Source organism: Bartonella taylorii (assembly GCF_023920105.1).
Lineage (GTDB): Bacteria > Pseudomonadota > Alphaproteobacteria > Rhizobiales > Rhizobiaceae > Bartonella > Bartonella taylorii.
Window position 1 is genome coordinate 1,845,235 of record NZ_CP083693.1, and the last position, 11,997, is coordinate 1,857,231.

14 protein-coding genes and 1 pseudogene are annotated in these 11,997 nt (G+C 36.8%); 3 read left to right on the plus strand and 12 right to left on the minus strand.

The window, feature by feature from the left end; genetic code table 11:
- Positions 1–6: 6 nt before the first annotated feature.
- From LBE40_RS07905 to LBE40_RS07955, 11 genes and pseudogenes are all read right to left on the minus strand, one after another.
- Positions 7–327 carry a TrbC/VirB2 family protein gene (locus LBE40_RS07905; RefSeq protein ID WP_004857875.1) on the minus strand — a complete coding sequence of 107 codons (321 nt, stop codon included), beginning with the start codon at positions 325–327 and terminating at the stop codon, positions 7–9.
- Between the two features lie 147 nt (positions 328–474).
- Positions 475–789 (minus strand): VirB2 family type IV secretion system major pilin TrwL, encoded by a 315-nt coding sequence (gene trwL / locus LBE40_RS07910; protein WP_208432946.1) that lies wholly within the window; start codon positions 787–789, stop codon positions 475–477.
- Positions 790–874: 85 nt separating this feature from the next.
- Positions 875–1,152: pseudogene (gene trwL / locus LBE40_RS07915) on the minus strand (VirB2 family type IV secretion system major pilin TrwL).
- A 170-nt stretch (positions 1,153–1,322) separates the two neighbouring features.
- Positions 1,323–1,631 carry a VirB2 family type IV secretion system major pilin TrwL gene (gene trwL, locus LBE40_RS07920; protein WP_208432947.1) on the minus strand — a complete coding sequence of 103 codons (309 nt, stop codon included), beginning with the start codon at positions 1,629–1,631 and terminating at the stop codon, positions 1,323–1,325.
- A 98-nt stretch (positions 1,632–1,729) separates the two neighbouring features.
- Positions 1,730–2,044, minus strand: a complete 315-nt coding sequence (gene trwL, locus LBE40_RS07925; RefSeq protein WP_252615187.1) for a VirB2 family type IV secretion system major pilin TrwL — start codon at positions 2,042–2,044, stop codon at positions 1,730–1,732.
- Between the two features lie 127 nt (positions 2,045–2,171).
- Positions 2,172–2,489 (minus strand): VirB2 family type IV secretion system major pilin TrwL, encoded by a 318-nt coding sequence (gene trwL, locus LBE40_RS07930; protein ID WP_004857867.1) that lies wholly within the window; start codon positions 2,487–2,489, stop codon positions 2,172–2,174.
- Between the two features lie 126 nt (positions 2,490–2,615).
- Positions 2,616–2,930, minus strand: coding sequence for a VirB2 family type IV secretion system major pilin TrwL (trwL, locus tag LBE40_RS07935; RefSeq protein WP_252615188.1), 315 nt, complete (start codon positions 2,928–2,930; stop codon positions 2,616–2,618).
- A 98-nt stretch (positions 2,931–3,028) separates the two neighbouring features.
- Positions 3,029–3,343, minus strand: a complete 315-nt coding sequence (trwL, locus tag LBE40_RS07940; RefSeq protein ID WP_208432948.1) for a VirB2 family type IV secretion system major pilin TrwL — start codon at positions 3,341–3,343, stop codon at positions 3,029–3,031.
- Positions 3,344–3,469: 126 nt separating this feature from the next.
- Complete coding sequence (gene trwL, locus LBE40_RS07945; RefSeq protein WP_004857864.1) at positions 3,470–3,784, minus strand: VirB2 family type IV secretion system major pilin TrwL; 315 nt, start codon at positions 3,782–3,784, stop codon at positions 3,470–3,472.
- On the minus strand, positions 3,781–4,047 hold the full coding sequence (gene korA, locus LBE40_RS07950; RefSeq protein ID WP_004857863.1) for a KorA family transcriptional regulator: 267 nt from the start codon (positions 4,045–4,047) through the stop codon (positions 3,781–3,783). Before korA ends, trwL (LBE40_RS07945) begins: the two co-directional genes overlap by 4 nt.
- Positions 4,048–4,173: 126 nt before the next feature.
- Positions 4,174–4,830: a lytic transglycosylase domain-containing protein gene (locus LBE40_RS07955; protein ID WP_004857861.1), complete on the minus strand. Its 657-nt coding sequence runs from the start codon at positions 4,828–4,830 to the stop codon at positions 4,174–4,176.
- Positions 4,831–5,584: 754 nt separating this feature from the next.
- Here LBE40_RS07955 and LBE40_RS07960 point away from each other — a divergent pair.
- On the plus strand, positions 5,585–5,872 hold the full coding sequence (locus LBE40_RS07960; protein ID WP_004857858.1) for an H-NS histone family protein: 288 nt from the start codon (positions 5,585–5,587) through the stop codon (positions 5,870–5,872).
- A gap of 1,191 nt (positions 5,873–7,063) precedes the next feature.
- Here the strand turns inward: LBE40_RS07960 and LBE40_RS07965 are convergent.
- Complete coding sequence (locus tag LBE40_RS07965) at positions 7,064–8,344, minus strand: ubiquinone biosynthesis hydroxylase (protein WP_004857855.1); 1,281 nt, start codon at positions 8,342–8,344, stop codon at positions 7,064–7,066.
- A 186-nt stretch (positions 8,345–8,530) separates the two neighbouring features.
- On the opposite strand from LBE40_RS07965, the gene LBE40_RS07970 reads away from it, so the two are divergent.
- Together LBE40_RS07970 and LBE40_RS07975 are read left to right on the plus strand one after the other, a co-directional pair.
- Positions 8,531–10,975: an FtsK/SpoIIIE family DNA translocase gene (locus tag LBE40_RS07970; RefSeq protein ID WP_004857853.1), complete on the plus strand. Its 2,445-nt coding sequence runs from the start codon at positions 8,531–8,533 to the stop codon at positions 10,973–10,975.
- A 387-nt stretch (positions 10,976–11,362) separates the two neighbouring features.
- The gene (locus LBE40_RS07975; protein ID WP_004857851.1) at positions 11,363–11,971 is read left to right on the plus strand and encodes a LolA family protein; all 609 of its coding nucleotides are present in this window, start codon (positions 11,363–11,365) and stop codon (positions 11,969–11,971) included.
- Positions 11,972–11,997: the final 26 nt, after the last annotated feature.

The window sequence follows — 11,997 nt, forward strand, 5'->3', positions numbered from 1 at the left end:
CTCCACTTAATTGATATGATATAATATATGGCTAAGATAGAATGCTGCACCAGCAATAACAACACTGAACGCCCACCGTGCAAACGTAGCTCTTGCGATAAGACGAAACGCCCAAAGGAGCAATAGAAATAAAAGCATGATAGCAGCAGCAATGGGAATAATTATACTTAACCCGTATTGCATGCCTATGAAAATATCTACGCTATTTGTTTTTTCTTGAGCATATGTGGGCTGAGTCGCTAAGAATAAAATTAGAGTTATAAAAACAACACGAACCTTGTTGCTTACATTTTCAATTTTTACCTGAAAAGTGTTTAATTGCTTCATGTTTTTATTCCCATCATGACTGAAGTTACAATAAATAACATCCTTCCCTTGCTGCATAAGTGAAGATTATCATTGGCGCATCTATAACCGATAGACAAGGCCTTCATGTTAAAAAACATTTCGTTCCATGCGGCTTTAAATTGTACTTTAATTAGATGCAAACAACATTGTGGTAAGTTCAGTTGCTGAGCCAGCGATAACCACACCGATTGCCCATCGCACAAACGTATCTCTACCAATGTAGCGCCCTGCATAACCAATTGCTAAGCACAGAAGTATAACGGCAGCTGCAATAGGGATGATGTTGCCAATAAGATCTGTTTGTAAAGCCTTTAAAGCTTTATTAGCTTTACCCAGAACCTGAGCATGTGCAGAACTATTCATAAAAAGAATGGTCATAGCTGCAGCAATTACGATAACATTTTTGTTATTTTTTGTTTTAATATCATTTAATCGTTTCATGTTTTTCACTTTTAAATAAAGAATATTTCGTATTATACTGATTTTATAATTAAATTCAATTAGTTTTAAACAATATATCGAAAAATTAGATTGCTAAGCCAGCAATGACCACGGCAATCCCCATCGCACAAACGTATCTCTTCCAATGTAGCGCCCTGCATAACCAATTGCTAAGCACAGAAGTATAACGGTAGCGGCGATAGGGATGATGTGGTCAATAAGATCTGTTTGTAACTCATCTAAAGCCTTTTTAGCATTACTCAAAGCTTTTTAGGCATACAAAGAACTATTCATAAAAAATATGGCTATAGTTGTAGTAAATGAGATGATTCTATTGTTATTTTTTAATTGAAAATATCTAATTGTTTCATATTACTTATCCCAATTAAAATTAAAATTTTTACTGAAGAACTCCTTTTTCAGTTGTACAAGTAATTTTTTCATTTTACGCATGACATTATCGAAATGGGAAGATCCGCTTCGAATATGTGGAGTACTTCATATTACACATATTGATGCTTTATGTTTAGTCATTATTGGAACAACATTGTAGTAAGTTCGCCTGCTGAGCCCGCGAGAACCACGCCGATTGCCCATCGCACGAACGTATCTCTACCAATGTAGCGCCCTGCATAACCAATTGCTAAGCATAAAAGTATAACGGCAGCTGCAATAGGGATGATGTTTTCAATAAGATCTTTCTGCAAAGCCTTTAAAGCTTTGTCAGCTTTAGTTAGAACTTGAGCATACACAGGACTATTCATAAAAAACATAATTATAGTCGTGGTAAATGCGATGATTGTGTTGTTATATTTTAATTGTATATTATTTAATTTCTTCATATTATTTACTCCTAATTAAAGTTATTTATAATAATGTCTGTTTTACAATATAATAAAGCTTATAATCGGTATATTTATAATTGTTTCTATAGCTTTCATTATGGTTTAAACAACATTGCGACAAGCTCAGTTGCTGAGCCAGCGATAACCACGCCGATTGCCCATCGCACAAACGTATCTCTACCAATGTAGCGCCCTGCATAACCAATTGCTAAGCACAGAAGTATAACGGCAGCGGCAATAGGGATGATGTTGCCAATAAGATCTGTTTGCAGAGCCTCTAAAGCTTTTTTAGCTTTACCCAGAACCTGAGCATATGCAGGATTATTCATAAAAAGAACAGTTATAGCCGCAGCAGTTGCTATGCTTTTATTATTTTTTTTTAATAATTGTTTTATGTTTTGTATTTTCATTGAAATTATCCATAAATAAATAACTATTTTTCTTTTTTGCAATATAAGTGAAAATGATTATTGTATATTCACAACTTATAGATGCGAATTTCGCTTTTTAAAAAAGGAAAACACATTCTCTTTAGCACTATGGTGTTTTGAACAACATTGTGACAAGTTCAGTTGCTGAGCCCGCGATGACCACACCGATTGCCCAACGTACAAATGTATCTTTTCCAATGTAGCGCCCTGCATAACCAATTGCTAAACATAAAAGTATAACGGCAGCGGCAATAGGGATGATGTGATTAATAAGATCTGTTTGCAGGGCCGTTAAAGCTTTGTTAGCTTTATCCAGAACCTGAGCATACGCAGGATTATTCATAAAAAGAACAGTTATAGCCGCAGCAGTTGCTATGCTTTTATTATTTTTTTTTAATAATTGTTTTATGTTTTGTATTTTCATTGAAATTATCCATAAATAAATAACTATTTTTCTTTTTTGCAATATAAGTGAAAATGATCATTGTATATTCACAACTTATAGATGCGAATTTCGCTTTTTAAAAAAGGAAAACACATTCTCTTTAGCCTATACTGTTTTAAACAACATTGTAGTAAGTTCGCCTGCTGAGCCCGCGAGAACCACACCGATTGCCCATCGCACGAACGTATCTCTACCAATGTAGCGCCCTGCATAACCAATTGCTAAGCATAAAAGTATAACAGCAGCGGCAATGGGGATGATGTTGGTAATAAGATCTGTTTGCAAAGCCTTTAAAGCTCTGTCAGCTTTACTTAGAACTTGAGCATACACAGGACTATTCATAAAAAACATAATTATAGTCGTGGTAAATGCGATGATTGTGTTGTTATATTTTAATTGTATATTATTTAATTTCTTCATATTATTTACTCTTAATTAAAGTTATTTATAATAATATCTGTTTTACAATATAATAAAGCTTATAATCGGTATATTTATAACTGTTTCTATAGCTTTCATTATGGTTTAAACAACATTGCGACAAGCTCAGTTGCTGAGCCAGCGATAACCACGCCGATTGCCCATCGCACAAACGTATCTCTACCAATGTAGCGCCCTGCATAACCAATTGCTAAGCATAAAAGTATAACGGCAGCTGCAATAGGGATGATGTTGCCAATAAGATCTTTCTGCAGAGCCTCTAAAGCTTTTTTAGCTTTATCCAGAACCTGAGCATATGCAGGATTATTCATAAAAAGAACAGTTATAGCCGCAGCAGTTGCTATGCTTTTATTATTTTTTTTTAATAATTGTTTTATGTTTTGTATTTTCATTGAAATTATCCATAAATAAATAACTATTTTTCTTTTTTGCAATATAAGTGAAAATGATTATTGTATATTTACAACTTATAGATGCGAATTTCGCTTTTTAAAAAAGGAAAACACATTCTCTTTAGCCTATACTGTTTTAAACAACATTGCGGTAAGTTCGCCTGCTGAGCCCGCGATGACCACACCGATTGCCCAACGTACAAATGTATCTTTTCCAATGTAGCGCCCTGCATAACAAATTGCTAAACATAAAAGTATAACGGCAGCGGCAATAGGGATAATTATCTTCAATTGTGCATCTAAAGATTCTAAAGCAGTTTTTGCTTTAGCCAAAGCTTGTTGTGCATACACAGGATGTACTATAAAAAATGCAACTACAGCCGCGGTAGTTGCGATGATTTTATTACGAACTGTTGTTTTAAGAGTATTTGTTTTTTTCATGTTTTTTCATCCTTATTAAGTTTAAAACTGCCATAAACAACACCTCTTTCATGAAGAAATTTAAAGAGATACTTCGGATCGGCCCAAGTTCTCAGTTTTCCTCTCTGTGTAAGAAGTGTATACTTGTTTGGCTTTTTGGTTATTGGATCATCTGCAACAAACGTAAAATACCATTCTCTCTCTGAACGCATCACAATCGTAACTTCACGTGCCGCTTTCTGATTGAATGCTGCATCAACGCTGTTTTGTTCTATCATTTTCATTATCTCTGCCCTCAATTAGAAAGATTTCATTCAATCTTACTAATTAGAGCTTTAATATTCCTTTATCTACTTTTCATTATTGTATCCTATCAAAATTGCAGTTCTCATTTGTAAAAGCAGGTATAATTACTCCTGTTGCTTTTCTAATGAAGAGGGATCTTCTGCTGTAAAGGCATCACGAACACCACTTGCCTTATGTGTAAATACATCTGCCGGTTCTTCTGAGGAGGGTAGAAGAGGTTCTGTCTCGATTATATGTTCTTGTCCTTTCGTATGAAGTTGTAGAGTTTCTTGCAACTCTTCACCTACAAGTGTAGGAACTTTCACTCCGGTATGCGAAGAAACTTTTTGCACAGAGGCGGTACTAAAACCGCCGTTGAAATTTCTTGTTTTGTAATAGCTTAACGCTGCTTGCAGTGCAGTTCTTTCAAAGCTGTACTTTGACACTGCTTGTTTATAGCAGTAAGTCAGAATAACTTGTGCAGCTTTGAGGTTTTTGCATGGATCAAATAAATCAGAATAAGATGTACAAACCAATTCCAAATTATTGACATTAATTTGTCCTAAACTTATGTCAAAATTATGACAGTTATGCATAAGTTTTTCAGCCGTTGCGATTTCTTCTTGAAACGTAGAAGGTTGATGTGAGAGTTTGTGACAATCGTTGAATCCTATCACATAGATATAATCCTGTGATTTTTGCATAACAACGGCTGGAAATGTCGTGGGATGAATAGTGGGTGCGCATGTGGCTAAGAGCATCATGAAGTTTGGAATAGTCATTAGCAGTACACCCGATAACAAAAAAATTTACAGATAGAAACGCGAGTGCTGTACAGATTCTCCAACTGTCTCCACACTGAACTACCATAGATTTGCAGAGTCAGATTGGACAGCCCAAAATCTTGTTTTTTATGACTATAGATTTTGTTCTTTCTGAAGACATTTTTGATATATGCCAACATCCGCTCAACTTTGTAAACAGGCAAAAGGAAACGGGATATATTAGACCGACCGATGCTACGATCACTGCTATTATAAAAAGAGAGATTGAATCTAAACCATGGCTCTTTCTGTTGGTGCATTGCGACTGGTGACTTAATGTAATATTCTGTAGATTTCACTGTTTCAGAGTATAGCTGATATGAAGCAGAAACCGGTTGTATATGACAGTGCTTCTTATTGTTAGAACAAAGTGCACTGTTGTTATGCATAGAGGGCTTGTTCTTTTTTAATGATTGCCATAATTTATACAGTTGCGATTTATACTCACTTTCGACTGCTGTTCTCAGAGAGTCGGAAGGGTGCAATGGGTCTTTTACACTCCGATTACCAATTTCAGGAACCAAACTGAAATAGGGTGCTGTAGTGACAAAAGAGACACCAACAAGTGATCCTTCGTTGTTCAAAGCACAACTCCGTGAAAGTGATATACTTTTCGTAATTTTAGTTTCGATAATAATGAAGACGGAATTCGTATATAATTGTGTTAAAAATATGGCGAAACATAATTCTTTTTTGCAAGGGGAGTAATAAGGTGAATGATCTCAAAAACATGAATCTTGATGAACTACAGGAAATGCGCATTCAAATCGATGCAGAATTGAGAAAACGGCAAGCAAGAGAGAAGCAGAATGCACGGCGTAAAATTCTTGAAATTGCCAATGCGCATGGAATTGATATCGCTGATCTTATAAGTAAAGAGCGCCATTATAGAAATCCCAATAACCAGTGGGAATTATGGAATGGGCGTGGGCGTAAACCTAAGTGGATTAAAGAATGGTTGGAGAATGGTTATGCGCTTGAAGAACTAGAAGTAACATAACATGTGCAATATTCGCAAGATACGAAGATATCAAGAAATATGAACTCAAGCAGTGTGTTGTCTGGTAATGTGATGAATCAAAACACCAAACTAATGCGTCAGTCTAATGTGTCAATAATGTGCTAAGGTGCTTGAACACAGTTATATATGACAGTGCAAAGAGTTTGTTTAACTGTAAGGAGTGTATTGTTGTAACAAGTTGGCATCTTGCTAGCTTGAAATGTTGTGACTGCTTTTGCATTAAGATGGTTTACAAAAGGCATTGTTACTCCTTTTCTTAAAAGATTTTTATCCGCATGTTATTCCTCATTGTTATGTGCAAGCCAATAGTTTTGTGATGATGCATCATAAGAAAATTTGAAATGAGAAAATCTTAAGATATTTTGAGTTTTCATTTAAATTGTAAAACGACAGATTTTTTTTATAAACTGATTGGTTGTTTCATGCCTGCATCTTATATGCTTATAATGTTGATTTGTAGAATAGCAATTTGAGGGCTTTTATGGATTTTTGCTTGAGATTTCTCTTATGAGGCTTTAGGTATAAGCCTTATTTTCTTGTCATTTTTATGGGGTAGATTGGAGAGTGGAAAACAGAATCTCTCTGTGATGGGTGTTGGTTTTGGCCTTTTTGTTTTTAGAGGGGGTTGTGATACGTTTGCTGTTTGTCACCCAAAATTTATTGTGTACGTCAAGGAATAAAGAGTGCGTTGAAGGTTAAAAGATTAAGCACTTTTCAAGCTTCTGTTTGTTTTCTTTGAGTGTGTCGTAGGTGGTAGATGCAATGCACAACTCATCTTGTTTGTAGATGTCTGTTGGGATATTTCAATTATTTTAAACGATTTTTTCATTTGATATGCATTTCCGATGCACTGAATATTAGGTTTTTAAATTTTTAAAAAGTTATTGATTAGATAAATTCTCTGTTACTTAAAAACATTAGGTTACAGTTTGTTTGGTGGTTTTTGTTTTACTTACTTATTATAAGCTCGACTACATAATGGGTCCTTTTTGTATTATGAACTAGGTTACGGGATAACTTTTTATCATATCATAAAACGCCTCCGCCTTTGATAGCGTTTAAGAGTTGGAATTTACCAAAATCTTGGTACATGAAAGTGAGCAAAAAGGTTATCTTAATTAAAGGGATTCTCGTTCATAGATTGCAAAAAACGCAAGGGTATATTTTTTCTTAGAGAGGGAGCCCCTGTAACAGACGTGGAGCATTTGGAGTGATTCCGGAGGCTTCCTGAATGAAATACTTTTTCATTTTTGGTGTTTGATTGACAATTCCAAGTCCGACATCGCGGAGCATTCGCAAAAGGAGATTATCATTAGAAAAAAGTTTGTTCAACCAGTCATTACTCAAGGTCATACGTACAATTTCAAAACGTCTCCAGCGTTGATAGCGCTCCAAAGCAATGAGTGATCCGATATCAAGACCCAACCGTGCTGTTTCGATAATGACTTCAGCGAGTGCGGCGCTGTCGCGTAGTCCTAAATTGAGTCCTTGTCCTGCAAGGGGGTGGATTGTGTGGGCAGCATCGCCAATGAGAGCAAAACGGGGTTTAATACATTGACGTGTTAAAGAAAGGCTCAAGGGAAAAGCTTGGCGTTCCCCATTCCAAGAAAGTTTTCCTAGTTGATGACCGATGCGTTTTTCGAGTTCTGTTTCAAAAATAAGAGCGTCAGTTTTGAGGTAATATTGCGCAGTGTTATGGTGTTCATTCCATACGATGGCGGATCGATTGCCTTTGAGAGGAAGAAGAGCGAAAGGTCCGGCAGGTAAAAAATGTTGAATTGCTTGGCCATGATGGGGTTTTTCATGTTCAATTGTGCAAATGATTGCTGTTTGTTTATAGGGATGAGAAAAGTTTTTAAGGCCTGCTTTTTCGCGTAATTGAGAATGCGCTCCGTCGGCCGCAATCAGTAATTTTGTTTGCCATATTTCTTCATTGCTTAATGTGACAGTTGTGTGTTGTGTTTCTTGATGAAAATCAACGACACGCATATTTGCAATGAAATTAATATCCAGATCTTGTACACGCTTTTTTAAAGCATTCATGAGTTTTCTTTGTTCTACCATAGCAGCAAAGGGTTCGTTGGGAGTGATATCTCCTTCAAAGGTTAAAAGAGTTGGTTTGACAGGATCATCTGTGCATGCATCTGTTATGATCATTGAATGAATGGGTTGGGTATAGGGTTTTATATGTTTCCAACATTGTAATTGTTTTAACATACGAATAGAAGCAGCAGCGAGGGCGAGAGCTCGTATATTGGAAGTGGGAAGTTCTTCTTGAGAAGCAGCATCGACGATATTAATTTTCAGTTCAGGGGCTGCTTGTTTGAGCGCTATTGCCAGCGTAAGGCCAACAGCTGCACCGCCTGCAATAAGGAGATCACATTGTCTTATATTTTTATTGGATTGTAGATTTCTCTTAGATTTCACACTTTTATTGGGATCGGAATGCACAACGCTTCGTTCCATTATTTGCAGTTTTTTCATTCTTAAACGAAAAAGGTATCTTTCTTCAATAACACCTTTTATATCATATTATAAGAAGATTGTTATAATTATGATGGTTAAAACTGTGTTAATATTTTTTGATTATAATCTTGTAACTCTTTAATGCAAAGGTTTTGTATTTGGAATTTATGAATGCACCAAAGTTCTTCCCCTTATGATTCATTAGAAGTGCAGAAATCTTATAGTTCACGGCTTATTGAAATGTTTTTACGCCAGATTGGTGTTTTCATTGGGCTTGGGATTTTGGGTTTCATTATTTTTTGCGTTTTCGCTTTGGCAACTTGGAATATTGCAGATCCGTCATTAACGCATGCAAGTGCAAATAGGGTTACAAACTTTATGGGGTGGCCGGGTGCAATTTTCTCAGATTTTGTCATGCAGTTTTTTGGTTTGGCAAGTCTTGGTATTTTATTGCCGCCATTATTTTGGTCGTTTCTTTTGCTTGCACAAAAAGATATACATAATTTGTTTTTTCGTCTTTTTCTGTGGGGGGGGTCAACAGTTTGTTTTTTAGTTTCTTTTGCTCTTATGACCCCTATTATTCCTTTTACGTATTGGCCATTGCCGATGGGCTTGGGGGGAGTTCTAGGGGATAAAGTTTTAAGTGCTGCTTATTTAATCTTTCCTGCTTTTCTTTCTCCATTTCAAAATGTGCTTTTGGGTGTGGCTCTTATTCTTTTAAGTTTTTTAATGGCTGCTTTTGCGGGTAATGTGGTGTGGCGACGCAAAAAAAATAAAAGGAAAACAAAAAATATTCAGAAAATAGAAAAAATAGAAAATGTGAATCCAGTTTTCGATGAGTTAGAAGATGAAGAAGATTTTACAGATAGAGCACAACACGGTTTTTTTGCTACGACTTTTGGCGCCATTTTACACCTTTTTTATTTTTTACAAGCACGATTTTTTCGTTTTTTCTTCTTCAAAAGTCGCTTTAAGAGACAAGGAAAGTCATTTGATCGGATTGAACCGGTTTTTCTTGATGAAAAAATGAAAGATCAAGAAAAGCAAGATAAGGCGCCGGTTTCTCCCTTGAAAGGCCGTGTTTTTAAGCCGTTAAAGGCTTCTTCAAAAGATGGTTTTCTTCTTCCACTTTTGGATTATCTTTCGGTTTCTCCACCGGCAGTAAGAGATGCAAAGCTTTCTCCTGCTGCCTTAAGAGCAAATTCACAGGAACTTGAAGGTGTTTTGTTAGATTTTGGAGTGAAGGGAAAAATTATTGATGCACGTCCTGGTCCGGTGGTGACTTTGTATGAATTTGAACCGGCAGCTGGTATTAAGTCTTCCCGTATTATTGGTTTGGCAGATGATATTGCGCGTTCGATGCGTGCGATTTCAGCGCGTGTTGCTGTGGTTCCAGGGCGTAATGTGATTGGAATAGAATTGCCCAATGCAACGCGTGAGATGGTTTATTTACGAGAAATTTTGCAAGCGCAGGAATTTGTTGAGAGTAAAGCAAAACTAGGGCTTGCTTTGGGCAAGACTATAGGGGGTGAAACGGTTATCGCAGATTTAGCAAAAATGCCGCATCTTCTGGTGGCAGGTACAACGGGATCGGGAAAATCTGTCGCCATTAATACGATGATTTTATCGCTTCTTTATCGTATGACACCTGATCAATGTCGTCTCATCATGGTGGATCCCAAAATGCTTGAACTTTCAGTTTATGATGGCATTCCCCATTTGTTAACACCTGTGGTAACAGATCCTAAAAAAGCGGTCATTGCGCTTAAGTGGGCTGTTCGTGAAATGGAAGAGCGATACAGCAAAATGTCAAAAGTTGGTGTCCGCAATATTGATGGATTTAATGCGCGTCTCAAAGAAGCAGAAAATCAGGGGGAAACAATAACTCGTACAGTTCAAGTTGGGTTTGATCACGAGACCGGAGAGCCGCTTTACGAAACAGAAACTCTCGATTTGAGTCCTATGCCCTATATTGTTGTCATTATTGATGAAATGGCTGATTTGATGATGGTTGCCGGTAAAGATATTGAAGGGGCTGTGCAGCGCTTAGCGCAAATGGCGCGTGCCGCTGGTATTCATGTGATTATGGCGACACAACGTCCTTCGGTGGATGTGATCACTGGAACGATAAAAGCTAATTTTCCTACACGTATTTCTTTTTCTGTAAGTTCAAAAATTGATAGCCGGACAATTCTTGGTGAACAGGGAGCTGAGCAGTTGTTGGGACAAGGAGATATGCTCTTCATGATGGGAGGAGGGCGTATTCAGCGAGTTCATGGACCTTTTGTGGCTGATGACGAAGTTGAGCAGGTTGTGGTGCATCTCAAAGCGCAAGCACGGCCCGATTATTTGGAAACCATTACGCAGGACATTTCAGAAAATGATACAGATACTTCTTTGATTTCTCCTTCAGCAGATGATCCCTATAGTCAAGCTGTTGCTGTTGTTCTGCGTGATCGTAAGGCTTCCACCTCTTACATTCAACGCCGTTTAGGTATTGGCTATAATCGTGCTGCTTCCTTGATTGAACGGATGGAAGAAGAAGGTATCATTAGTCCAGCCAATCATGCGGGTAAACGGGAAATTTTGGTACCTGCGGAAGAAGAACATTTTTAAAATGAAATCTTTGGCGTTTTTTTCACAATTTTAGAGAAGAATATTTATTTATCATCTGTTGTTTATATTAAAAGTAAATATATTGGAAACGTTTTTTACCTCTAAAAGAGAGTACTACGTTCCAGGAATTATTATTTTGTGAGATATTTTACTTTTCCTTTTAAATGTTGACTGTAATCGTGCTGCTTCGTTGATTTGGTGGATGGAAGAAGAAGGTATTCTTAATGTTGCAAATCACGCAGGTACATGAGAGACTTTGATGTCTTTTGAAATAAAAATCTTTTGATAGTTTTTCAAAAAATATCTTTCTCTTTTAAAGGAGGGTATTTATTTATCATTCGTTGTTTTATTGCAAGGTAAAACCGTATCGCTTGGGAGCATTTTTTTATGAAAACGTTTTTTTTACTGCGGAGAAAAGTCTTTGCATTTCTTGGAATTATTGTTTTTGGGAGCTTAACTTTTCCTGCTGTTTCACAATCATCCCAACAAGTGGTAAGGGCGCAGAATGTTGTCAATCGCTTTGCAGCGATTAAAACAATGACAGGTGATTTTATTCAATTTAGCCCAAAAGGAAAGATGTCTCAAGGGACATTTTATTTAGAGCGTCCAGGAAAGATTCGTTTTATTTATAAAAAATTACCTTTACAGATCATTGCAGATGGCCAGTTTGTTGGAATTAACAATCGTGCTCTGAATACTTGGAATTTCTCACAGCTTTTTCAAACGCCAATGAAGTTTTTGTTGGATGATAAAATTAATGTTTCAACAGGGCGTTTATTAGCATTTCGTGAAGATCCAGGAGCGGTGACGATTGTTCTGCGGGATAAAAGCATTGGAGCAGGGCAAATAAGGATGGTGTTTGATTCTAAAAGCACTGCTTTACGGCAGTGGACAATTGTTGATCAACAAAATCTGGAAACCACTGTTCAAATCATGAATGTACGGACGGGCGTTAGGTTTGCTGATGGGATGTTCACGCTTCCCTCAAAAAAATAGTGCACTGTTATAATATCGGAATTGAA

Coding starts and splice junctions, on each gene's coding strand:
- LBE40_RS07955 (WP_004857861.1), bottom strand. CDS start 4,830: ATGACTATTCCAAACTTCATGATGCTCTTAGCCACATGCGCACCCACT.
- trwL (WP_208432946.1), bottom strand. CDS start 789: ATGAAACGATTAAATGATATTAAAACAAAAAATAACAAAAATGTTATC.
- LBE40_RS07975 (WP_004857851.1), top strand. CDS start 11,363: ATGAAAACGTTTTTTTTACTGCGGAGAAAAGTCTTTGCATTTCTTGGA.
- trwL (WP_208432947.1), bottom strand. CDS start 1,631: ATGAAGAAATTAAATAATATACAATTAAAATATAACAACACAATCATC.
- trwL (WP_208432948.1), bottom strand. CDS start 3,343: ATGAAAATACAAAACATAAAACAATTATTAAAAAAAAATAATAAAAGC.
- trwL (WP_252615187.1), bottom strand. CDS start 2,044: ATGAAAATACAAAACATAAAACAATTATTAAAAAAAAATAATAAAAGC.
- trwL (WP_252615188.1), bottom strand. CDS start 2,930: ATGAAGAAATTAAATAATATACAATTAAAATATAACAACACAATCATC.
- korA (WP_004857863.1), bottom strand. CDS start 4,047: ATGAAAATGATAGAACAAAACAGCGTTGATGCAGCATTCAATCAGAAA.
- trwL (WP_004857867.1), bottom strand. CDS start 2,489: ATGAAAATACAAAACATAAAACAATTATTAAAAAAAAATAATAAAAGC.
- trwL (WP_004857864.1), bottom strand. CDS start 3,784: ATGAAAAAAACAAATACTCTTAAAACAACAGTTCGTAATAAAATCATC.
- LBE40_RS07970 (WP_004857853.1), top strand. CDS start 8,531: ATGCACCAAAGTTCTTCCCCTTATGATTCATTAGAAGTGCAGAAATCT.
- LBE40_RS07905 (WP_004857875.1), bottom strand. CDS start 327: ATGAAGCAATTAAACACTTTTCAGGTAAAAATTGAAAATGTAAGCAAC.